Raw genomic sequence first — 22877 nt, 5'->3', positions numbered from 1 at the left:
AATGGCTAACATATTTGCCTTGGTTTTAGCGATTGCAACGCTGGTGACAGGGATTATCTGGTGCTTCGAGCGGTTTAAATGGGGGCCGGCCCGTCAGGCAAAAATTGCGGCAGTGAATGCGCAAACTGCGGAGATCAAGGCGCAAACGGGGAGTGCAGTAGATAACAAGACTCTGGCACCGGCGGCAAAACAGCCTGGGTGGATTGAGACTTGTGCTTCAATTTTCCCGGTGTTAGCTCTGGTATTTATCGTGCGTTCGTTTATTTACGAACCCTTCCAGATCCCCTCTGGCTCGATGATGCCAACATTATTGATTGGCGATTTCATTCTGGTCGAGAAATTTGCTTACGGCATTAAAGACCCTATTACTCAAACTACGCTGATTCCTACTGGGCATCCCAAGCGTGGTGATATTGCGGTATTTAAATATCCGCTCGATCCTCGTTTGGACTATATCAAGCGCGTCGTGGGGTTACCGGGTGACCGGGTAAGTTATAATCCGATTAGTAAAGAAGTGACGGTTCAACCTGCGTGTAATACTGGCACTTCTTGTGACACTGCATTGCCAATTACTTACAGTACATCCGAGCCCAGTGATTTTGTTCAAACATTCCGTTATAGCGGTAATGGCGAGGCCTCTGCTGGTTTCTTCCAAATTCCGTTAAACCAAGCGGTACCCGATGGCGGCGTGCGTCTGCGTGAGCGTACCGAGACTCTCGGCCCGGTGGCGCATCAGATTTTGACCGTTCCTGGGCGGCAGGAGCAGCTAGGGGCCTATTATCAGCAGCCTAATCAGCCACTAGGCGTATGGGTTGTTCCAGAAGGTCATTACTTTATGATGGGTGATAACCGGGATAATAGTGCAGATAGCCGTTACTGGGGGTTTGTGCCAGAACGTAATCTGGTCGGTAAAGCCACCGCTATTTGGATGAGCTTTGAAAAGCAAGAAGGTGAATGGCCAACAGGTGTGCGTTTGAGTCGTATTGGTGGAATACATTAATATTGACTATATCTTGAGTCATTGAAATTACAGCAAAGCAGCAAACGAACAAATCCCGATGAGCTGACAGAAGTCAGTGATTCGGGTGAGTAAGAACAGCTAACACCGCTGTAACTTCAAGTCCGCAGGGCATATAAACGCAGCATTATATTTCCACTCGTTGTAGAATAACCTTATCGAGCGATAAAAGTTGGCTCTTTTATGGGAGCCACTGCAAACGAAACAGTTTTGCTTTGGTCATATTGGCCATCAGACCTGTTCCGTATGCTGTAGTTTTTGACGCATTCTTGATCTATTGGTAACTCATGAACCCCATCGTAATAAATAGGCTACAGCGGAAGCTGGGCTACACTTTTCAACAGCAGGAGCTCTTGCTGCAAGCACTGACTCATCGTAGCGCCAGTAGCAAACATAATGAGCGTTTGGAGTTCCTGGGTGACTCTATATTAAGTTTCGTTATCGCCAATGAGTTGTATCGCCGTTTCCCGCGAGTTGATGAAGGGGATATGAGCCGGATGCGAGCAACATTGGTCAGAGGAAACACACTCGCCGAAATGGCCCGTGAGTTTGACCTCGGTGAATGTTTGCGTCTTGGGCCGGGTGAATTGAAAAGTGGTGGTTTCCGCCGTGAATCAATTTTGGCAGATACAGTCGAAGCTTTAATTGGCGGTATCTTCTTAGACAGCGATATTCATACGATTGAACGGCTGATTCTTGACTGGTATCGCAGTCGCTTAGAAGAAATCAGCCCAGGTGACAAGCAGAAAGACCCAAAAACGCGCCTGCAAGAATATTTACAGGGCCGTCATCTGCCATTACCTTCATATCTGGTTGTGCAGGTTCGTGGTGAAGCACATGATCAGGAATTTACTATCCACTGCCAGGTGAGTGGCTTGAATGAACCGGTTATCGGTACCGGCTCAAGTCGCCGTAAAGCTGAGCAGGCGGCAGCGGAACAAGCGCTGAAACAGTTGGAGCTTGAATGAGCGAAGTAGAAAAAACGTATTGTGGTTTTGTTGCAATTGTTGGCCGCCCAAATGTGGGCAAGTCGACCTTGCTGAATGAGTTGTTGGGGCAGAAAATCTCCATCACTTCACGTAAACCGCAAACCACACGTCACCGGATTATGGGGATCCATACTGAGGGGCCTTATCAGGCCATTTATGTTGATACCCCAGGGCTGCATATTGAAGAAAAACGGGCGATTAACCGTTTGATGAATCGCGCGGCCAGCAGCTCTATCGGCGATGTGGAGTTAGTGATTTTTGTAGTTGAAGGAACCAACTGGACCGCTGATGATGAGATGGTAGTGAACAAGCTACGCAGTCTGAAGTGCCCGGTGTTATTGGCTATCAATAAAGTGGATAACGTGACGGATAAAACCAAACTGTTACCGCATATTCAGTTCCTGAGCCAGCAGATGAATTTCCTTGATGTGGTGCCTATCTCCGCCGAAAAAGGCATGAACGTAGATACTATTGCCAACATTGTGCGCAAGCTTCTGCCAGAAGCTGAGCATCATTTCCCGGAAGATTATATTACTGACCGTTCCCAGCGCTTTATGGCGTCAGAAATCATTCGTGAAAAACTGATGCGCTTTTTGGGTGAGGAATTACCTTACTCGGTGACGGTCGAAATTGAACAGTTTGTACCCAATGAGCGCGGTGGCTATAATATTCACGGGCTGATTTTGGTGGAGCGCGAGGGCCAGAAGAAAATGGTCATCGGCAATAAAGGCTCAAAAATCAAGACCATTGGTATCGAAGCTCGCCAGGATATGGAGCAGATGTTCGAGGCCAAAGTGCATCTTGAGCTGTGGGTGAAAGTGAAATCGGGCTGGGCAGATGACGAACGTGCATTGCGCAGCTTAGGTTATACCGACGACCTGAAATAAGGCTCGCCGATGGAGGGGTGGCAACGCGCATTTGTCCTGCATGGGCGACCTTACAGTGAAACCAGTTTAATGCTGGATTTATTCACTGAGGGGGAGGGCCGCATGCGGGTATTGGCAAAGGGTGCGCGCGGTCGCCGCTCCAATCTAAAAGGCTGTTTACAGCCTTTCACGCCATTGCTAGTGCGGTGGACGGGGCGAGGCGAAGTCAAAACATTACGTAGTGCTGAGCCGGTATCACTGGCTCTTCCGCTGAGTGGCGCGATGCTGTACAGCGGTTTATATGTCAACGAACTGCTCGCGCGCGTGCTGGAACACCAAACCAATTACTCCGCTTTATTCTTCGACTATTTGCATTGCCTGCAATCATTGGCAGGCAGTGATGGTTCGCCTGAGTCTACTTTGCGTCAGTTTGAGTTGGCGATATTAGCCCATCTTGGTTATGGCGTTGATTTTCTGCATTGCGCTGGCAGCGGTCAGCCGGTATCAGACACCATGACCTACCGCTACCGTGAAGAAAAAGGGTTTATTGCCAGCTTGGTTGTGGATCATTACAGTTTTACCGGCCGGCAATTATTGGCGCTGGCGAATCGCGAATTCCCTGATGCTGATACATTACGTGCAGCCAAGCGTTTTACGCGCATTGCGCTCAAACCCTATTTGGGCGGTAAGCCACTCAAAAGCCGCGAACTGTTCCGCCAATTTGTCATTAAGCCCCCAACTGAACCTTTGCCCTAGTCTCAGCCGTGCCACGCTTTATGCTGCTCATCATCAACTTTCCCCTACAGTAGCCTATCCGCTAGCAGCCTACTCGGTGTAAACTGCCCAATACTTACGCGTTTATTGGCACGCATTTTTGCATGCTTATTGACCTATCAAAAATGCATTCATATCTGGAGGGCTGTCATGGCCGATTTGTTGCTGGGCGTTAATATTGATCACATTGCGACATTACGAAATGCACGCGGGACTATTTATCCTGACCCTGTCCAGGCCGCTTTTATCGCTGAACAAGCCGGTGCTGATGGGATTACTGTCCATTTACGTGAAGATCGCCGCCATATCACTGATCGGGATGTGCGTATCCTGCGCCAGACTATCCAGACGCGTATGAATCTGGAAATGGCTGTCACCGATGAAATGGTTGATATTGCTTGTGAGCTACAACCGCATTTTTGTTGTTTGGTACCAGAGAAACGCCAGGAAGTGACCACTGAGGGCGGGCTGGATGTCGCCGGTCAAATTGATAAAATGACTGTCGCGGTAAGCCGACTTTCTGAGGCCGGTATTCTGGTTTCACTGTTTATCGATGCCGATATGCGCCAAATTGATGCCGCAGTGGCGGTTGGGGCACCTTACATCGAAATCCATACTGGTGCCTATGCGGATGCTAGTTCAGATTTGGCTCGTCAGGCTGAATTCGTGCGGATCGCTAAAGCAGCGGCCTATGCGGCCAGCAAAGGATTAAAAGTCAATGCGGGTCATGGCCTGACTTACCACAATGTCCAACCCATTGCCGCGTTGCCGGAGATGCACGAGCTAAATATTGGGCATGCAATCATTGGCCAAGCAGTTATGTCGGGCCTTGCAGCTGCGGTTAGCGATATGAAAGTATTAATGCGGGAAGCGCGCCGTTAATGGCCATTCTTGGGTTAGGGACTGATATTGTTGAGATATCGCGGATAGAAGCAGTGGTTGAGCGCAGTGGCGAAAAACTGGCTCGGCGCATTCTCAGCCCAGCGGAATGGCAGCATTATCAGCAACATCAGCAGCCAATCCGTTTTTTGGCCAAACGTTTTGCGGTTAAAGAGGCTGCCGCTAAGGCATTCGGCACCGGTATCCGTAATGGTTTGGCATTCAATCAGTTCGAAGTGGTTAACGATGCATTGGGCAAACCAACGTTACGTTTACATCAGCGGGCAGCAGAGTTAGCGGCTGAACTGGGGGTCAAATCGTTGCATGTGACCCTGGCTGACGAACGGCGCTATGCCTGTGCCACTGTGATTATTGAGAGTTAAATTCCCATCTTGCTGCCAAGATGCAGTGAATTGAGATTAAGGGGCGAGCATGAAAATGCCGCCCTTTTTTAATATTTATACCATTCAACGCTAAGTCGCTGCTCCCATACCTTTCTCATTTTCTGTTCTGAATTTGTGTACTTTACACTTCATCGCCGTGTGCAAACTCACTGGAATAAATCTTATTTTTGCGATCAGTCCGACAAGTTGGTTAACCAATACTTCATTTGGTCATCCAATTGGTGATACTTGTAATACCAAATTAGTGGGTGTCACAGATAATATGGTCGCGTAAATAGGGGGGAGACTCAAAACCCACGGCATGATGGCGATTTTACACTACTGAAAAGTTACTAAATTTGGTCTGACCAATATAAAAATTAATACCAAAAAATTGATGTTTAACGACTGGGGAAAATAAAAGATGGAATGGATTAATATCCTATGGGTGGTGCTGGGCATTGGCTTAATGCTATTGCTCAATATCCGCTATCAGATTAACTCAATGATTGCATTGCTTTTAGCGGCTCTGCTGGTGGGGACTCTCGCCGGGATGGATCTGCTGAAACTGCTGCATACGATTAAAGCGGGGTTTGGCGGGACACTCGGTGAGCTGGCTATCATCGTGGTCTTTGGGGCGGTGATTGGTAAACTCATGGTCGACTCTGGTGCCGCTCATCAGATAGCTCAAACACTATTACGCCGTTTTGGGCTTAAATATGTTGAGTTTGCGGTCATCATCATTGGCCTGATCTTTGGTTTGGCGATGTTCTATGAAGTTGCCTTTATCATTCTAGCGCCATTGATCATTGCTATTGCCGTCGAAGCCAAGATCCCATTCCTGAAATTGGCGATCCCAGCAGTGGCTGCGGCCACTACCGCGCACTCCCTGTTCCCCCCGCAACCCGGGCCAGTGGCGCTGGTTAGTGCCTATGGTGCTGATATGGGGATGGTTTATATCTACGGTGTTTTGGTGGCCATCCCTTCTGTTATTTGTGCTGGGCTGATCTTGCCAAAATTCTTGGGCAATCTAGAGCGGCCAGTACCAACCTTCCTGAAAGCGGATAATCCGCTGGATGAAAACAATTTACCGTCGTTTGGTACTTCGATTCTGGTGCCGTTAATCCCTGCTTTCATTATGATTTTCACCACTGTTGCCAATATCTGGCTGGTGAAAGGGACAAACTCGTACATTATCCTCAACTTCTTGGGGTCGTCGCCGATTGCCATGTTTATCGCGATGCTGGTTGCCTTTGTTCTGTTCGGTACCGGGCGTGGCCATAAGATGGAATGGGTCATGCACTCATTTGAAGGGGCGGTGAAAGGTATTGCCATGGTCATCTTGATCATCGGTGCGGGTGGGGCGCTAAAGCAAGTCATTATTGATACCGGTATTGGTGATACCATCGGCATGCTGATGTCGGCTGGTGGTGTGTCGCCTTATATTATGGCCTGGCTGATTACTGTGCTGATCCGTCTTTCAACCGGGCAAGGGGTGGTGTCAGCAATGACAGCGGCAGGGATTATCGGAGCCGCAGTGATGGATCCCGTTACCCACACTATTACCTCCGTCGATCCGGCATTGTTAGTACTGGCAACCGCGGCAGGCTCTAACACCTTTACTCACATTAATGATGCTTCGTTCTGGCTATTTAAAGGGTATTTTGACCTGTCGATTAAAGATACGCTTAAAACCTGGGGCTTGCTGGAGTTGACAAACTCTGTGGTGGGTTTGGCGATGGTGTTGCTGATCAGCCTGTTTATTTAGAGCAGATTGATGTCGATTTTATTATCAGTGCTGCTGCAAAGGCACTGATAATTCACTTCACAGCCAAGTTCTCGCGATTACAAACGATCGGCGTGGTGCAGTTGGACAAACTTGTCCCACAGCTGCTCGTTAGTTTCTACCCAAGCGGGATCGATAGAAATCGTATTATCGATAGGGCAGACCAACTGGCAAGTTGGGGTTTCGTAGTGACCGACACATTCGGTGCAGCGCATCGGGTCAATTTGATAGATTTCTGCACCCATGGAAATTGCCTCGTTAGGGCATTCCGGCTCGCACATGTCGCAATTTATACATTTACGAGTGATCAACAGGGCCATGGTTCCTCTTATCTTAGGTCGGGTATTCTTAACAGCGGGGGATTATACCCCTCTGGTATCCTTAGACCAGTCTTTTCACTAGCTCGGCACTGTGCTTAATATGATCTTGCGCACTTTCAAGATCTTGCTGAATCATCGCCATAAATAACAAGTCAGTCAGCGCATATTGGGCGGTGCTAGACGAAATGGCCGCACTGCGAATTGCTGGCTCTTGCGAGATAGTATACAAACAATGATCAACCCGCTGCTGCAAGCTATTAGGGGTAAAACTGGTTAATGCCAATACTTTGGCACCGCATCGTTGGGCTTCTTCTGCGGCCAGATTAATCTCACGGCGCTCACCACTAAAGGAGATAGCCAAGAGTAAATCCCGGCCATCCAAGGCCTGGACGGCAGCCAGCTGTGCATGCATATCCGTTTCAGATACGGCCATAATGCCAATTTTCAACAGCTTATAGGCCAGGTCTTTCGCCACTAACCCAGAAGCTCCCAGGCCGGTCAAAATAATTCTTCGCGCCGCCCGTAACATCGCTAATGCTTCAGTGAGGCGCTGTTCGCTATTAATATCCAAAGTCGCTCGTAGCGCGGCGGCTTTTTCGGCCAATAACTTTTCGCCAACGGTTTTTAAGCTGTCGGTACTTAAAATTTGATTGTGCAGAGTCACGACTTGTTCAGGCACAGCAACAATCTCACTCAATGCTTGCTTCAGTGCTGGAAAACCTTTGTAACCTAATTTTTGTGCAAATTTGACCACGGCGGATTGGCTAACACCGGTTTGCTGTGCCAACTTTTGTGAGCTGAGATGGCTTGCCTGCTCGGGGTTAGCCAACAGGAAATCGGCTAACTTACGATCATTTTGTGCCAGCGTAGGATAGAGCTGACGAATGCGAAGAAGACTACTCATAAATCAGTTCCTGAATATGGGCTGTTATTCTGCCAAGTTGGTTAATAATACCCATCAATGATGAAGTCAAAGGCCGAGTGATGGAGCATAACACCCTTTTTTTGTGCGAGTCCGGTGAATGGGACAAGAAAACACGCGCTTTTGTCTATTTTCAGTTACAACTAAACCATTATGAATAAAGAATCCACTGAGGAAAAAATCATGAACTTGGGCGCTTTGATTTCTGAAAGTCGCAATCCAGCCACCATGGACTTGGATAAACTTTCCACATTGGCGATGTTGACCCGCATCAACGATGAAGACCGTAAAGTTCCCGAGGCGATTCGCTTGGTGATCCCCAATATTGCTCAAGCGGTTGATTTAGCAGCTAAAGCCTTGCAGAATGGCGGCCGACTGATTTATCTGGGGGCGGGGACCAGTGGGCGACTTGGCGTTTTAGATGCTTCCGAGTGTCCACCGACTTTTGGTGTCCCTCATGGCCGAGTCATTGGGTTAATTGCGGGCGGCCCTGGCGCGTTACTCACAGCCGTCGAGGGCGCTGAAGATGATATGTCGCTCGGCGAGCGAGATTTGCAAGATTTACAGTTGACGGCAACGGATATGGTGGTCGGGTTAGCCGCTTCCGGCCGCACGCCATATGTTATCGGCGCGCTGCGGTATGCTCGTCAACTTGGCTGCCCGACCGCGGCTATTTCCTGTAATCCAGGCTCCCCTATTGCACAAGAAGCACTGGTCGAGATTTCGCCCGTCGTCGGCCCTGAAGCCCTCACCGGCTCGACCCGCATGAAGTCGGGAACCGCACAAAAATTGGTGCTGAATATGCTATCCACCGGCGCGATGGTAAAGCTTGGCAAGGTTTATCAAAATCTGATGGTGGATGTGAAAGCAACGAATGTGAAATTAGTGGATCGCGCCTGCCGCATTGTGGTGGAAGCGACTGGAGCCAGCCGCGTGGAGGCTGAAAATGCTCTGGCGCAAACTGAGTTTGAAGTTAAACCGGCCATTTTAATGATTCTAAAAGGCGTCAGTGCTGAACAAGCCCGTCAGAGCTTACAGCAGCATCATGGCTATTTGCGCGCCGCATTGTAAGATTGCTGGCTGATGGTGCTCGCGAGCCACTGAGGTCAGTGCTGCTATATTGTATTTAGCCGCGAGGATGGTCACCATAGCGCTAGATTTTTATCGATGAAATTGATGGGATTTTAATGACGAATAATTTGAATGCCGAGCAAGCAGACATGGCGGCAGAGCCACAAGCGGCAGGTGTCAAACGCGTGGTCTTCTTTGATTTAGACGGCACGTTGCATCAACAGGATATGTTTGGCAGCTTTTTGCGTTTTCTGCTGCGCCATTTACCACTGAATCTATTGTTGGTCATCCCCCTGTTGCCGGTGATTGGATTGGGATTATTGCTGGGTGGGCGCTGTGCGCGATGGCCAATGAGTTTGTTGCTGTGGGCGAGCACTTTTGGCCGACGGGAAGCCCATCTGAGGAATCTGGAGTTACTTTTTGTGAATGATTTTCGCCAAAAAGTCACTGAATTCCCGGTGGTCATGATGCGGCTGCGCCAATATCTGGACAGCACTGATGCTCAAGTTTGGTTAATCACTGGCTCGCCGCAACGCCTGGTCGAGCAGGTTTATCACGATTCAGATTTTATTCACCGCTTACGGCTGGTGGGCAGCCGCATGGCTCGGCGTAATGGGGGCTGGGTGCTGCCACTGCGTTGCTTAGGGCCGGAGAAAGTGGTGCAATTAGAGCAGCGCTTAGGGGCTCCGTTGCAACTTCATAGTGGCTACAGTGACAGTAAGCAAGATAACCCACTGCTGCATTTTTGTGAGCACCGCTGGCGGGTGAGTAAAACCGGCGAATTACAGCAATTGGAATAAGCGGCTGACGGATCGCGACAGTGGGGCTAAGCCCACTGCCGTTTTATTCGTAGGCGCTTTAGTGAGTTACGTCATTTTCGTGGTGGCCGAGCTGCCAGATCCGCTCGGCATGTCTGCCCAACCACCATAAACTGATCCCGAGTAGCAGGAAGAAGATAGTTTTCGGCATGGCATCCCAAAAGAACTCGAAAAAGCGGGTGTACAGGTTGATGGCCAAGAAGGTCAGGCCAAAACCACGCAGCATGGCATCATCGCGCTTTAACCCGAGCCAGATTGCGGCGGCGGCCGCGAGCGCAAAGAGTAGACTCCAATGCAGCAGTTCAATCTGGCGTACTTGATACCAATGGTCGATATCGCCGTAATTGCCAAAAATTGACAGCAACCATAAGGCAATAAACAGGTAAAGTAGCCCCATAGCTTGAGACACTCTCTCCAGCCGGCGCGCCGCTAATTGGGGCTGTAAGGTTAAGGCGCTGGCGCAAAGCAGTAAACCAAAGGCGATAAAGCGCACGGGGTAACTCATTCCTAGCCAGTATGCGCCCCAGCCGGACAGATAACCGGTTTCTGCACCAAAAGTATTCCCCAGTGACAGTAAGGCAAATAGCCATACCAGTGGCGAGCGGCCATACCAACCCACCACGCCATAGATAAGGGTGCCCAAGAGCAATAACACGGAGATTCGGCCACTGCCATTATCCAGCCATATGCCGAGTTGGCCGATTGCCGCGGCGGTCATAATGACACCGAGAAATAATATGGCCTCATTACTGTAGATTTTACTGGCATCTCGGCGGCGGCGGTAAAAGCCCGAACTGTAACAAGCCGCCGCCAAGATACCGGTGACAAGCACTCGAACCGGGGCATCAAAGCGGAAAAACTGGCTAATCCAGGCTAATAAGAATGTATCGGCCATCAGGCTGCCAAGCGCGATAACCAGTGATGCCAATGCGGCAAGGAAGGCATAACCTGCCAGTCTGCGCCAGTCAAAAGGTTGCACATCAACATTGGCCAGCAAGCGCTGATGTTCTTCTGCAGGAATAACACCTTCTTTGGCCCATCCATCAAGGGCTTTGCGCACGATGGCCGCATTTTTCTTGCTGAGCTTCATTGATCTGGCTTCCATATAGTTGCATATCATTTATATCAGAAATATTTCCTATGCTGTCGGCACATTAACCGATAGTCATGTATTGAGCTACTTTATAGTGAATTTAGTGAGGGCCGCGATTGCTGTGTATAATGCACGCCGCCAACAGGGCTAGAGAGGTTAATGTGTCTACTGATAATAATTTGTCTTCTGAATGTACTGCGCCAGCGGAATACAGCGATGAGCACTGGATGCGGCGAGCATTAACATTAGCGCTGCGGGCGCAAGCAGAGGGCGAAGTGCCGGTGGGCGCAATATTGGTGCTGGATAATCAGGTCATTGGTGAGGGGTGGAACCGGCCTATTCGTGATAATGACCCGACGGCCCATGCCGAAATCATGGCGTTGCGCCAAGGTGGGCAAGCAGTGCAGAACTATCGCCTGATAGATGCCACTTTATATGTCACTTTGGAGCCGTGCGTGATGTGTGCCGGGGCGATGGTACACAGCCGGATTCGCCGGTTAGTGTATGGCGCTCAGGATTTGAAGACCGGTGCCGCGGGTTCACTGCTGGATATTTTGCGCCATCCCGGGATGAATCATCAGATAGAGATAACTGCGGGAGTGCTGGCTGATGCTTGCTCGCACCAATTGAGTGCGTTTTTCCGCTTGCGGCGCGAGCAACAAAAAGCATTGAAACGCGCCGCAAGGGATGATGGCTAATCAATAAACAACACAAATCATAAGTGGGCTACTTATTGACTGACCAGTCGGGGCCGACCACCGGATAACCTTTACCCAGTTCGGCTTCAATCGCCGCATGTTGGGCGGCTTTTTTCTCTTTTTCCTGCAAATACCCTTCCAGACTGACCTGATAGCGGCGAATGTTTTCGACGTAACTATAAGCTTCATGACCCCGGGCGTAACCATAAGTGGTGCTCGGGTAGTAGCGTTTTTGGCTCAACATCGGTAGCCGCATTTTGACATCAACCCAACTGTCAGGATTACCATTTTGACTTTTGGTCAGCTTGCGGGCATCAAGCATATGGCCATAACCTAAGTTATAGGCCGCCAGCGCGAACCAGATGCGCTCGTCTTCAGGAATGGTCTCGGGCACTTTTTGCATCAAGCGCTGTAAGTAAATAGAGCCGCCTTTAATGCTCTCCTCGGGATCAACCCTATCTTTAACCCCTAGCCCACTGGCGGTGGCGCGGGTTAACATCATCAAGCCGCGCACGCCAGTGGGGGAGGTGGCTTGTGGATTCCAATGGGATTCCTGATAAGCAATCGCCGCCAGTAATTTCCAGTCAATTTCACCGGCATGTTTTTCAAACAGATGCTGGAAAGTGGGCAGCACATTGTCGATAGCGGAGAGGAATGTTTTGGTATCGACATAATCAAAACTGCCGACATGGCCGAGATATTTTTCCTCCAGCCGCGCCAAACTGCCGTCCTCCACCATCTGGCTGTAGAAATCAAGCATCGCCGCATACAGGCTGTCATCATTGCTTTGTGGGAAATACCAGGTCACCGGTTCTTCATCTGTGACGTCAAATGCCACTGCTAATTGCGGATGAATGCGTTGCAGCAGCGCAATGGTGACGGAATCACCGAGGGTATAATCGAGTTTGCCATCAGCAACTTGCTCCAATAACTCTTTTCCTGAGCGGTCGATGGACGAGCCCCAGTTAAGGTCGGGATATTTAGTTTGTTTCAGCTGCTTTAAGGTGGTCATATGGGCTGAACCCGAGGCCACAATCAACTGACCTTTTAAGTCACTGAATGATTTTGGCCGTGGAGACCCCAACCGGTAGACTAACTGTTGCGATACCGAATAATAGGCAGGGCCGGTGCGCGCCCGATTAAGGCGTTCATTGTTATAAATTAGCCCGGCGGCAATCAGGTCGGCATCATCGCTATCTAAAGCATCAAACAGATCATTGATATTATGATGTGGGGTCATCACCAGCTTAACCCCCAGATAGTCAGCAAAACGTTTTGCCAGCTCATAGTCGAGACCGGAAGGGCCATCCTTTCCGGTTGAGTAGATAAGTGGTGAACTTATTGTGCTAACTCGCAGTTCACCACGGGCTTTTATGCGGTCCAGTTGCCCCTCTTGGTCACTGCGCCACGGAATATTAGGCCATAGCGCGAGGGCCAGAAGTAAGGCAACTACACCAATAAAAAAGTAATTTAATTTTATGCGCGTCAAATAGTTATCTCTCGGCAGCGCTCTTTATATATGTGTCGTGAAGCTTAAAATCGACATGGTTAAATCCCCAGTGGAGTGGCATTTTGCGCAACAAATCGTCAGTGTGCAACTTTAATTACGTGCTATTTACCCAGCATGTAATGGCCATCTCTGACGGAGGTTTCTGACGCAATTATGAATAATAGCTACGCAAACGGTTTCGTCGGCGGCTTAGATTCACTATAATGGCGCGCGTTTTCCCCTGTTGCGCCCAATGAAGTGCTGTTCCAGTCGCTTCGAAGACGAGAGAAACTTAGATTATGGAAATACTGCGTGGTTCGCCCGCTTTGTCGGCTTTTCGTATTACCAAACTGCTGTCCCGTTGCCAGGATGCTCATCTGCCAGTCGATGATATCTACGCCGAATATGTTCACTTTGCCGATGTTAGCGCCCCATTAAGTGCTGATGAACACGCCAGACTCCAGCGGCTGCTTCAATATGGGCCATCTCTCCCTGAACATGCGCCACAAGGGCGTTTACTCTTGGTAACCCCAAGGCCGGGGACTATTTCACCATGGTCTTCCAAAGCCACCGATATTGCCCACAACTGCGCATTGCCGCAGGTTCTGCGGTTAGAGCGCGGTTTGGCTTTTTATATCCAAGGCCCGCATCTGACTGAAAAGCAATGGCAACAATTGTCGGCGCTGCTGCATGACCGCATGATGGAAACGGTATTCACCGATTTACAGCAAGCCGAGCAACTGTTCTCCCATCACCAGCCAGCCCCGGTACAACGGGTGGATATTCTGGCTCAGGGCCGTAGTGCACTGGAGCAGGCCAATATTAGATTGGGCTTGGCGCTGGCACCGGATGAAATTGATTATTTGCTGGCGGCCTTTACTGATCTGGGGCGCAACCCGACGGATATCGAGCTGTATATGTTTGCTCAGGCCAACTCCGAGCATTGCCGTCATAAGATTTTTAATGCGGACTGGAAAATTGATGGTGTTGAGCAGCCTAAATCGCTGTTTAAGATGATCAAAAACACCTTTGAACATACCCCGGATTACGTGCTGTCTGCCTATAAAGACAATGCCGCGGTCATGGAAGGTTCTCAGGTTGGGCGCTTCTTCGCGGCACCTGAAAATGGGGTATATGGCTATCATCAGGAAGCGGCGCATATCTTGATGAAAGTGGAAACCCACAACCATCCGACAGCGATTTCGCCGTGGCCGGGTGCGGCTACCGGTTCTGGTGGCGAGATTCGCGATGAAGGTGCCACCGGGCGCGGTGCTAAGCCGAAAGCCGGTTTGGTGGGCTTCTCGGTGTCTAACTTGCGCATTCCCGGCTTTGAACAGCCGTGGGAAGAGAATTTCGGCAAGCCAGAGCGCATTGTGACCGCGTTGGATATTATGACCGAAGGCCCCTTGGGCGGCGCGGCATTCAATAACGAATTTGGTCGCCCGGCACTGCTGGGTTATTTCCGTACCTATGAAGAGCGCGTCAACAGCCATAATGGCACTGAGCTACGCGGCTACCATAAGCCCATCATGCTGGCGGGCGGGATTGGCAATATCCGTGCTGACCATGTGCAGAAAGGTGAAATCACCGTGGGGGCCAAGCTGGTGGTGCTCGGCGGCCCGGCGATGAATATCGGATTGGGTGGCGGTGCGGCCTCTTCCATGGCCTCCGGCCAATCTGATGCTGATCTGGATTTTGCTTCGGTACAGCGCGATAACCCAGAAATGGAGCGCCGCTGTCAGGAAGTGATTGACCGCTGCTGGCAGCTAGGTGACCACAACCCAATTCTGTTTATTCATGATGTCGGGGCTGGGGGGCTATCTAATGCCATGCCAGAGCTGGTGAGTGACGGCGGTCGTGGCGGCCGGTTTGAACTGCGCGACATCCTTAACGACGAGCCGGGCATGAGCCCGCTGGAAGTGTGGTGTAATGAATCTCAAGAGCGTTATGTCCTGGCGGTTGCTCCCGCGCAACTGGCGCAATTTGATGAAATTTGCCGCCGAGAACGTGCGCCATATGCGGTGATTGGTGAAGCCACCGAAGAAAAACATTTGACCCTAAATGACCGCCATTTCGGCAACCAGCCAATAGATATGCCGTTGGATGTGTTGTTAGGCAAAACCCCGAAAATGTTGCGTGATGTCAAGCGCCTGCAAGCACAGGGTGAAGCACTGCAACGGGCTGAAATCAGCATTGCTGATGCGGTCAAACGCGTGATGCATTTACCGGCCGTCGCCGAGAAAACTTTCCTTATCACCATTGGCGACCGTACCGTAACCGGCATGGTGACCCGTGATCAGATGGTGGGGCCGTGGCAGATTCCAGTGGCTGATTGTGCCGTCACCAGCGCTAGCCTGGACAGCTACTATGGCGAGGCGATGTCGCTGGGCGAACGTGCGCCCGTGGCCTTGCTGGACTTTGCTGCATCCGCCCGTTTGGCGGTGGGCGAAGCACTGACTAACATTGCCGCGACGCAAATTGGCGAACTCAAGCGCATTAAATTGTCGGCTAACTGGATGTCCGCTGCCGGTCATCCCGGTGAAGATGCCGGCTTATATGAAGCCGTGCGCGCGGTGGGCGAAGAGTTGTGCCCGGCACTGGAGATTACCATCCCCGTGGGCAAAGACTCGATGTCGATGAAAACCCGCTGGCAGGAAGGTGACGAGCAGCGCGAAATGACCTCGCCGCTGTCATTGGTGATTACTGCCTTTGCTCGCGTCGAAGATGTTCGTCACACCGTCACACCGCAATTGCGCACGGATAAGGGCGCTAACGCGCTGTTGTTGATTGATTTAGGCGCGGGCCATAATGCCCTAGGCGCGACTGCATTGACTCAGGTTTATCGTCAATTAGGGGATAAACCGGCTGATGTGCGTGATGTGCAACAATTAGCCGGTTTCTTCAATGCCATGCAGCGCTTAGTGGCCGATAAAGCCTTACTGGCTTACCACGACCGCTCAGATGGCGGGTTGTTGGTGACACTGGCGGAAATGGCCTTTGCCGGCCACTGCGGCGTGCATGTCGATATTCAATCTTTGGGTGACGATGCACTGGCGGCCTTATTTAATGAGGAGTTGGGGGCGGTTATTCAGGTGCGTGCCGAGCAACAAGCGGCGGTAGAAAAAGTGCTGGCAGACCATGGTTTGGCAAACTGTGTGCATTATCTGGGCCGTGCTGTTGACGGTGATATCGTTGATATCCGCAGTGGCACTGAGGTGGTATACAGCGAAAAACGCAGCACTCTGCGCTTATGGTGGGCTGAAACGACTTGGCAAATGCAGCGCCTGCGCGATAATCCAGATTGCGCAGATCAGGAGCATCAGGCCAAACAGGATGAAACTGATCCTGGCTTGAATGTTAAACTGACCTTTGATCCCGCCGATGATATTGCTGCGCCATACATCATTAAACAAACGCGGCCGAAAGTGGCGGTGCTGCGTGAGCAGGGGGTTAACTCCCACGTTGAGATGGCCGCTGCTTTCCACCGCGCCGGTTTTGATGCGGTAGATGTGCATATGAGTGACTTGCTGGCGGGGCGCATTGATTTACAATCCTTCCAGACCTTAGTGGCTTGTGGCGGTTTCTCTTATGGCGATGTGCTGGGTGCCGGTGAGGGCTGGGCGAAGTCGATTTTGTTCAATGCGCGTGTGCGTGATGAGTTTGAAGCTTTCTTCCATCGCCCTGAAACTCTGGCGCTGGGAGTGTGTAATGGTTGCCAGATGATGTCGAATTTGCGCGAGCTTATCCCAGGAGCTGAGCACTGGCCACGGTTTGTTCGCAACCTATCTGATCGCTTTGAAGCGCGTTTCAGTCTGGTTGAAGTGACCAACAACCCATCACTGTTTATGCAGGATATGGCCGGCTCCCGCATGCCAATTGCGGTTTCGCATGGTGAGGGGCGAGTGGAAGTTCGTGATGCTGCGCATTTGGCCATCATCGAACAGAGCAATCTGGTGGCCTTGCGTTTTGTCAATAACCAAGGTGTGGTCACTGAGCAATACCCAGCTAACCCGAATGGTTCCGCCCATGGTATCACGGCAGTGACGAGTATTACTGGCCGCGCAACAGTGATGATGCCGCACCCCGAACGTGTCTTCCGTACGGTAAGTCATTCGTGGCACCCGGAAGAGTGGGGCGAGGATAGCCCGTGGATGCGTATGTTCCGTAATGCACGTAAACAATTGGCTTAATGGGGCAAGGGGGCGTTATGCCCCCTTATTTTTATCTGGCTAATTATATAATAGTTATTGTACGGGTTCTTACCTTGGTTTCTTTTTTATTATCAGCAATCTCAATAATGAGTTGATACGTTCCCGGTTGAACACTGCTCATTTTTAACTTTATGCTCTTCTTATTGTTATTAATATATCCGGTATCATTATCCATTACCATATCGCTATCGTTGATGATATATGCGTTATAATTTAGTATTCCTTGTGATTCCAAGGTAAACGAAATTTCATACTCAGCTGAGTCTTTATTATAATATGAGCCGGTAAATTCAATATTAAAATCGGGAAAAATATCACTTTCGAAGCTAACTAAACGGCTCATTTCCTGCTTTGCCACCATGGTTAGCAACTGGCCAGTCTCCGCAGTGACGGCATTATATGCTTTGGCGCTGCTAAACAAACCATTAAGGCTGGATGATGCTAAGGGAGAAAAAAGAATAATGCTATGAAGTAATACGGCTATGATATTTATCATAATGTATATTCCTTTGTATGGCAGAATTATATTTTATTTATTAGATAATATTCGCCAGCTACATTGTTAATGTTATAGGTTAGGTTTTATTCGCATATCTGTTACTCGAACTTAATGAAGCAATGACTTAACGACAGTTTTTGGCAGCAAATCTTTCTGATGACAATGTCACTGCCAAAGTACAATTATTAATAAGTATTGCGATCTGCGCTTTGGTGGTTTTTTATCAGGAACCAGAGCCAGGTCATTAGCATGATTCATTTGTTGTGGTGATGAAATCACATAATTTATAACGGCATAATGATTTATACCGCAGCCGGCACACTGGCGGTGATAGGTTGAAGACGAGGAGAAGTTGACGAGCCTTTCAGTTAATGGAGGTTGATTTAACTTGTTGATTATTAGCATGTTAATTGAGCATGTCGGTAAATCGCGACAATCAATACATTCTCTGTCTCAAAAAAGAGACATTTAATTCATTGATTTATATGTGTTTTATTTTATAGCTGGTTGAGTGTCGGGGATTAGCGACAAAATGTCAGTCAATGGCTAAACCTGGTCAGTGTTATTCACATTAAAACTAGAGTTTTAAAATAAATATCAATTAAATTCATGGTGTTAAGTTTTTATTTTTTAACTTGGCACGCTACCTGCATTATCTCTATCAGTTGCTCATTCACTTTTTATGATAGTCCCGCTGTAAAGCGGAATATGCGCTTCATAAGCCACCGAATGATGCCTAAGACTGGCGCCTATCGTCCACCTAAACCGATATTGTGTGAATGCACATTATCAAGCATCGGACGACACGTTGAGTGAGGTGCCGCCTATGTCCTGCTGTGATGAGTAGTTCATCAATTTTGGACATGTCTGGATGCTATTCGTCTCATCCTCCCGATGATTGCCTTGGCTTCATCAAACTGGAGACGATGTTTAAGGGCATCCACATATTCTGCGACGGGGCAATTTATTGCCCCGTTGTCACATCTGATTATGGTCAAAAACCAGCTAAAGCTCCCGTTTTTACTGCAACTGACAATAAAAGCAGGTCTGATGATGATTCTGGTGATAATGGACAAACCGTCTTAATAAAAAGCACTTTGCTCAACGCTAAGTGCTTTTTTTTTATCTCGGGTTCGGCTACGGCGATATTAATTGGCTGATAGGCATTGTAATCCTGACAGAGTCAGTTAGCATCACAACAGAATGATAGGTAATGAGATGATTTCGTTGAAAAGATGGCGTTTGTTCCCCCGTTCTTTACGCCAATTGGTGCTCATGGCGTTTCTGTTGGTGCTGCTCCCTCTCTTGGTGCTGGCCTATCAGGCATATCAAAGTCTTGACCATCTTAGCACTCAGGCGGCTGATATTAACCGCACAACGCTGGCAGATGCCCGGCGCAGTGAGGCAATGACCAGTGTGGCACTCGAAATGGAGCGCAGCTATCGCCAATATTGCGTGTTAGATGACGTGACACTGGCAAAACTCTATCAGCATCAGCGCAAACAGTATGCTCAAATGCTTGACACTCATGCCGCCATCCTGCCTGATGCGCGCTATTACCAGACATTGCGTGGCTTATTGACACAACTTTCTGATATTCAATGTAAAAATAGTGGCCCAGAACAAAATGCCTCGGTCTTATTAGAGCAGTTTTCCCGCTCCAATGCCGAAATGGTGCAAGCCACCCGTGATGTGATTTTCTCTCGTGGACAACAGCTACAAAAAGATATCGCCGAGCGCGGGCAATTTTTTGGCTGGCAATCCCTGTTACTGTTTTTGGTCAGTGTGTTGTTGGTGGTGTTATTCACCCGCATGATTATTGGGCCGGTCAAGGGTATCGAACGAATGATTAATCGCCTAGGGGAAGGGCGGCCGCTGGGTAATACTACATTGTTTAAAGGGCCACGCGAATTGCGCTCATTGGCACAGCGTATTATCTGGCTCAGTGAGCGCTTAGCTTGGCTTGAATCACAGCGCCATGAGTTTTTGCGCCATATTTCCCATGAGTTGAAAACGCCACTGGCCAGCATGCGCGAAGGCACTGAATTATTAGCTGATGAGGTGGCTGGGCCATTAACCCAAGATCAAAAAGAAGTGGTCGCTATCCTTGATAATAGTAGCCGCCATCTACAATTATTGATTGAGCAACTCTTGGACTATAACCGTAAATTAGCCGATGGCCCCGGGGAGCTTGAAAATGTTGAATTGGTCGAAATGGTTGAAGACGTGATTTCGGCCCATAGTCTCCCCGCGCGTGCCAAGATGATTCGCACCGAAACTAACCTTCAGGCGGATATTTGTTGGGCAGATCCGACACTATTGATGCGGGTATTAGATAATCTCTACTCCAATGCGGTGCACTATGGCGAGGAATCCGGTACCATTTGGGTGAGTAGCCGCCAGGTGAATAACCGCGTGCAAATTGATATTGCCAATACCGGCGCATCGATCCCGGTATCGGAAGAAACCATGATATTTGAGCCTTTTTTCCAAGGAAGTCATCAGCGGAAAGGGGCCGTCAAAGGCAGCGGGCTGGGGTTGAGTATTGCTCAGGACTGCATCAAACGTATGCAGGGCGACTTGCAATTGGTGTCAGTGGATTACGCCGCAGTCTGCTTCCGTGTGGAATTGCCATTAACCGCCGAGAATGAATAAATAATGTACACATGGTCTATAAGCAACTTGATGAAAAAGACCGTCTCCTTAACAAGCAACATGCCAACTGCGACAGCAATGCCGGCAGGTCAATTTGGCACGGGTATTTTTTGGCGAGCCGTGTTGCTGGCCCCTCTATTCCTCACAGGATGTACTGATAACCCGACCAGTAGCCGTTTTTCTCAAGCTGTTCAGATGGTTATCCCGGAAACGAAAATTGTTGATTATCGGACGTTATCCTGTGATGTGTTGTGGAATCTGGATGATAAAGAGACGTTAGAAAACTCACTTTACTGGCTACGGGCGATGGATTGTGCCGAGCGCTTGGGGTCAACTCAAGCCCGGGCGCTCGCGAAAACACTGCCCGCAATCACGTGGTCAGCGGCCTTTAAACAGGGCATTTTAGTCAGCAGTTCCGAGCCTTCAATAGCTGAACGCCGTCAAGTGATTGAGCGCCTAAACAGTTACAGCCAAAGTTTCCCCGGTGCGGTGCGTCCTTTGATTCAACTGTGGCGTGAGCAGCAGGTTATGCGCATTTCGCTGGCTGAAGAGCGCACTCGTTATCAGCGTTTGCAAGAAGAGTCTGACGCGCAGATTGACCGCTTGAGGGAAAGCCAGGTTCGGCTGCAATATAATTTGCTGGATACAACTCGCAAACTGGAAAATCTGACCGATATCGAGCGGCAGCTTTCATCACGTAAGCAACTGCAAAATGAGATCCCGGAAAGCGATGCTGATGGCAAAGCCGCCACGGCTGCCAAGCCCGCAGAAACTAGGCCGGTAGAAACTAAGCCGGTAGAAACTAAGCCGGTAGAAACTAAGCCGGTAGAAACTAAGCCAGCAGAAACTAAGTCAGCAGAAACTAAGCCAGTCGAGGCCAAACCTCAGCCCAAAGTAGAACCCACCAAACCGGCGGATGTCAGTCCGGTTGAGCATAAACTTGCCGCACCGCAAGCCGACACCCAACCCGTGCCGCAGCCGGTAGAAAAACCAGCAGATACTTATACACCACCAGCCGCACCGCCAACTGACGTCCCACCCGCGACCAATAAGGAATCTCATGACGCCACGCAAACCGGCCAATCTACTGCTGGTTGACGACGACCCCAGCTTACTCAAGTTGTTGGGGATGCGTTTAACCAGCGAAGGTTTTAATGTCACCACCGCTGAAAGTGGGCAGGAAGCATTGCGTTTATTGATGCGTGAGAAAATTGATCTGGTTATCAGTGATTTGCGCATGGATGAAATGGACGGCATGGCACTCTTTGCTGAAATTCAGAAGCATCAGCCGGGGATGCCGGTGATTATTCTGACCGCCCACGGCTCAATTCCCGATGCGGTGGCTGCGACACAGCAAGGGGTATTTAGCTTCCTGACCAAACCGGTCGATCGCGATGCCTTATATAAGGCAATTGATGCCGCGCTGGAGCTTTCTATTCCTGCCGGTGATGATAGCTGGCGCGAAGATATAGTGACCCGCAGCCCGGTAATGTTGCGCTTACTTGAGCAAGCCAAAATGGTGGCGCAGTCGGATGTCAGTGTGCTTATCAATGGGCAAAGTGGCACCGGTAAAGAAGTATTGGCGCAAGCAATTCATGCCGCCAGCCCGCGGGCGAAGAAAGCCTTTATCGCGATCAACTGTGGTGCTTTACCCGAGCAATTGCTGGAGTCTGAGTTATTCGGCCATGCTAAAGGGGCGTTTACCGGAGCGGTCAGTAGCCGCGAAGGGCTATTTCAGGCCGCTGAAGGTGGTACGCTATTCCTGGATGAAATTGGCGATATGCCATTGTCTTTGCAGGTAAAATTGCTGCGAGTGTTGCAGGAGCGCAAGGTGCGCCCACTGGGCAGCAACCGTGATTTAAGTATTGATGTGCGGGTGATTTCCGCCACTCACCGTGATTTGCCCAAAGCGATGGCAAAGAATGAGTTTCGTGAGGATCTTTATTATCGCCTGAATGTGGTGAATCTTAAAATTCCGGCGCTGCATGAGCGCTCAGAGGACATTCCGCTGCTGGCTAATCATCTGTTACGCGAATCAGCCAAACGCCATAAACCCTTTGTCCGGAGTTTCTCAACTGATGCCATGAAGCGCCTGATGAGCGCCAGTTGGCCGGGTAATGTGCGCCAATTAGTCAATGTGATTGAGCAATGTGTGGCACTGACCTCCGCACCGGTTATCAGCGAAGCCTTGGTTGAGCAAGCATTGGAAGGGGAAAACACCGCATTGCCGACCTTTGTCGAGGCACGTAATCAATTCGAATTGAATTATTTGCGTAAACTGCTACAAATCACTAAAGGCAATGTGACTCAGGCCGCAAGAATGGCGGGGCGTAACCGCACTGAATTTTATAAATTGCTGTCGCGCCATGAGCTAGATGCGAATGATTTTAAAGAATAATAATGGTT

At 49.7% G+C, this 22877-nt stretch carries 19 protein-coding genes; 14 read left to right on the top strand and 5 right to left on the bottom strand.

The features are described from left to right. Position 1 precedes the first annotated feature (1 nt). From lepB to gntP, 7 genes are all read left to right on the top strand, one after another. Positions 2-1000: a signal peptidase I gene (gene lepB / locus D5F51_RS16310; RefSeq protein WP_129197887.1), complete on the top strand. Its 999-nt coding sequence runs from the start codon at positions 2-4 to the stop codon at positions 998-1000. A gap of 305 nt (positions 1001-1305) precedes the next feature. Beyond that, positions 1306-1986: a ribonuclease III gene (rnc, locus tag D5F51_RS16305; RefSeq protein ID WP_025379239.1), complete on the top strand. Its 681-nt coding sequence runs from the start codon at positions 1306-1308 to the stop codon at positions 1984-1986. Beyond that, positions 1983-2894, top strand: coding sequence for a GTPase Era (gene era / locus D5F51_RS16300; RefSeq protein WP_129197885.1), 912 nt, complete (start codon positions 1983-1985; stop codon positions 2892-2894). The genes rnc and era overlap by 4 nt, the downstream gene beginning before the upstream one ends. A gap of 9 nt (positions 2895-2903) precedes the next feature. Then, on the top strand, positions 2904-3629 hold the full coding sequence (gene recO / locus D5F51_RS16295; protein WP_129197883.1) for a DNA repair protein RecO: 726 nt from the start codon (positions 2904-2906) through the stop codon (positions 3627-3629). A 168-nt stretch (positions 3630-3797) separates the two neighbouring features. Next, positions 3798-4529, top strand: a complete 732-nt coding sequence (pdxJ, locus tag D5F51_RS16290; RefSeq protein WP_087769370.1) for a pyridoxine 5'-phosphate synthase — start codon at positions 3798-3800, stop codon at positions 4527-4529. Then, on the top strand, positions 4529-4909 hold the full coding sequence (acpS, locus tag D5F51_RS16285; protein WP_025379236.1) for a holo-ACP synthase: 381 nt from the start codon (positions 4529-4531) through the stop codon (positions 4907-4909). Before pdxJ ends, acpS begins: the two co-directional genes overlap by 1 nt. A gap of 424 nt (positions 4910-5333) precedes the next feature. Further along, positions 5334-6677: a gluconate permease GntP gene (gene gntP, locus D5F51_RS16280; RefSeq protein WP_025379235.1), complete on the top strand. Its 1344-nt coding sequence runs from the start codon at positions 5334-5336 to the stop codon at positions 6675-6677. Between the two features lie 77 nt (positions 6678-6754). Here the strand turns inward: gntP and D5F51_RS16275 are convergent, their stop codons facing one another. Both D5F51_RS16275 and D5F51_RS16270 read right to left on the bottom strand, forming a co-directional pair. Beyond that, complete coding sequence (locus D5F51_RS16275; protein WP_025379234.1) at positions 6755-7015, bottom strand: YfhL family 4Fe-4S dicluster ferredoxin; 261 nt, start codon at positions 7013-7015, stop codon at positions 6755-6757. A gap of 61 nt (positions 7016-7076) precedes the next feature. Next, positions 7077-7919 (bottom strand): MurR/RpiR family transcriptional regulator, encoded by an 843-nt coding sequence (locus tag D5F51_RS16270; protein WP_129197881.1) that lies wholly within the window; start codon positions 7917-7919, stop codon positions 7077-7079. 201 nt (positions 7920-8120) lie between these two features. Here D5F51_RS16270 and murQ point away from each other — a divergent pair, with 201 nt between their 5' ends. Continuing rightward, entirely contained in the window at positions 8121-9008 is an 888-nt protein-coding gene (gene murQ, locus D5F51_RS16265; RefSeq protein WP_129197879.1) for an N-acetylmuramic acid 6-phosphate etherase, read from the top strand. 116 nt (positions 9009-9124) lie between these two features. After that, the gene (yfhb, locus tag D5F51_RS16260) at positions 9125-9808 is read left to right on the top strand and encodes a phosphatidylglycerophosphatase C (RefSeq protein ID WP_162301764.1); all 684 of its coding nucleotides are present in this window, start codon (positions 9125-9127) and stop codon (positions 9806-9808) included. A gap of 58 nt (positions 9809-9866) precedes the next feature. Here the strand turns inward: yfhb and D5F51_RS16255 are convergent, their stop codons facing one another. Further along, positions 9867-10916, bottom strand: a complete 1050-nt coding sequence (locus D5F51_RS16255; protein WP_129197877.1) for a DUF2157 domain-containing protein — start codon at positions 10914-10916, stop codon at positions 9867-9869. A 131-nt stretch (positions 10917-11047) separates the two neighbouring features. Between D5F51_RS16255 and tadA the strand changes: the two genes are divergently transcribed. Then, positions 11048-11617, top strand: a complete 570-nt coding sequence (gene tadA / locus D5F51_RS16250; RefSeq protein WP_129199407.1) for a tRNA adenosine(34) deaminase TadA — start codon at positions 11048-11050, stop codon at positions 11615-11617. Between the two features lie 28 nt (positions 11618-11645). On the opposite strand, the gene mltF is transcribed toward tadA, so the two are convergent. Next, entirely contained in the window at positions 11646-13106 is a 1461-nt protein-coding gene (gene mltF / locus D5F51_RS16245; protein WP_100273965.1) for a membrane-bound lytic murein transglycosylase MltF, read from the bottom strand. Between the two features lie 299 nt (positions 13107-13405). Here mltF and purL point away from each other — a divergent pair, with 299 nt between their 5' ends. Beyond that, a complete protein-coding gene (purL, locus tag D5F51_RS16240) occupies positions 13406-17296 on the top strand; it encodes a phosphoribosylformylglycinamidine synthase (protein ID WP_129197875.1) in 3891 nt (1296 codons plus the stop codon). 43 nt (positions 17297-17339) lie between these two features. On the opposite strand, the gene D5F51_RS16235 is transcribed toward purL, so the two are convergent. Beyond that, complete coding sequence (locus D5F51_RS16235) at positions 17340-17813, bottom strand: hypothetical protein (protein ID WP_129197873.1); 474 nt, start codon at positions 17811-17813, stop codon at positions 17340-17342. A gap of 1221 nt (positions 17814-19034) precedes the next feature. Here D5F51_RS16235 and D5F51_RS16230 point away from each other — a divergent pair. From D5F51_RS16230 to glrR, 3 genes are all read left to right on the top strand, one after another. Further along, positions 19035-20471 (top strand): sensor histidine kinase, encoded by a 1437-nt coding sequence (locus tag D5F51_RS16230; RefSeq protein WP_162301763.1) that lies wholly within the window; start codon positions 19035-19037, stop codon positions 20469-20471. Positions 20472-20549: 78 nt separating this feature from the next. Continuing rightward, entirely contained in the window at positions 20550-21569 is a 1020-nt protein-coding gene (qseG, locus tag D5F51_RS16225; protein ID WP_129199405.1) for a two-component system QseEF-associated lipoprotein QseG, read from the top strand. Continuing rightward, positions 21532-22869 (top strand): two-component system response regulator GlrR, encoded by a 1338-nt coding sequence (glrR, locus tag D5F51_RS16220; RefSeq protein WP_129197868.1) that lies wholly within the window; start codon positions 21532-21534, stop codon positions 22867-22869. Before qseG ends, glrR begins: the two co-directional genes overlap by 38 nt. Positions 22870-22877 lie beyond the last annotated feature (8 nt).

Origin of the sequence: Yersinia hibernica (assembly GCF_004124235.1) — a bacterium.
GTDB classification, from domain to species: Bacteria; Pseudomonadota; Gammaproteobacteria; order Enterobacterales; family Enterobacteriaceae; genus Yersinia; species Yersinia hibernica.
This window is presented reverse-complemented; position numbering and strand designations above follow the sequence as displayed.

Coding starts and splice junctions, on each gene's coding strand:
- lepB (WP_129197887.1), top strand. CDS start 2: ATGGCTAACATATTTGCCTTGGTTTTAGCGATTGCAACGCTGGTGACA.
- rnc (WP_025379239.1), top strand. CDS start 1,306: ATGAACCCCATCGTAATAAATAGGCTACAGCGGAAGCTGGGCTACACT.
- era (WP_129197885.1), top strand. CDS start 1,983: ATGAGCGAAGTAGAAAAAACGTATTGTGGTTTTGTTGCAATTGTTGGC.
- recO (WP_129197883.1), top strand. CDS start 2,904: ATGGAGGGGTGGCAACGCGCATTTGTCCTGCATGGGCGACCTTACAGT.
- pdxJ (WP_087769370.1), top strand. CDS start 3,798: ATGGCCGATTTGTTGCTGGGCGTTAATATTGATCACATTGCGACATTA.
- acpS (WP_025379236.1), top strand. CDS start 4,529: ATGGCCATTCTTGGGTTAGGGACTGATATTGTTGAGATATCGCGGATA.
- gntP (WP_025379235.1), top strand. CDS start 5,334: ATGGAATGGATTAATATCCTATGGGTGGTGCTGGGCATTGGCTTAATG.
- D5F51_RS16275 (WP_025379234.1), bottom strand. CDS start 7,015: ATGGCCCTGTTGATCACTCGTAAATGTATAAATTGCGACATGTGCGAG.
- D5F51_RS16270 (WP_129197881.1), bottom strand. CDS start 7,919: ATGAGTAGTCTTCTTCGCATTCGTCAGCTCTATCCTACGCTGGCACAA.
- murQ (WP_129197879.1), top strand. CDS start 8,121: ATGAACTTGGGCGCTTTGATTTCTGAAAGTCGCAATCCAGCCACCATG.
- yfhb (WP_162301764.1), top strand. CDS start 9,125: ATGACGAATAATTTGAATGCCGAGCAAGCAGACATGGCGGCAGAGCCA.
- D5F51_RS16255 (WP_129197877.1), bottom strand. CDS start 10,916: ATGAAGCTCAGCAAGAAAAATGCGGCCATCGTGCGCAAAGCCCTTGAT.
- tadA (WP_129199407.1), top strand. CDS start 11,048: ATGCACGCCGCCAACAGGGCTAGAGAGGTTAATGTGTCTACTGATAAT.
- purL (WP_129197875.1), top strand. CDS start 13,406: ATGGAAATACTGCGTGGTTCGCCCGCTTTGTCGGCTTTTCGTATTACC.
- D5F51_RS16235 (WP_129197873.1), bottom strand. CDS start 17,813: ATGATAAATATCATAGCCGTATTACTTCATAGCATTATTCTTTTTTCT.
- D5F51_RS16230 (WP_162301763.1), top strand. CDS start 19,035: ATGATTTCGTTGAAAAGATGGCGTTTGTTCCCCCGTTCTTTACGCCAA.
- qseG (WP_129199405.1), top strand. CDS start 20,550: ATGCCGGCAGGTCAATTTGGCACGGGTATTTTTTGGCGAGCCGTGTTG.
- glrR (WP_129197868.1), top strand. CDS start 21,532: ATGACGCCACGCAAACCGGCCAATCTACTGCTGGTTGACGACGACCCC.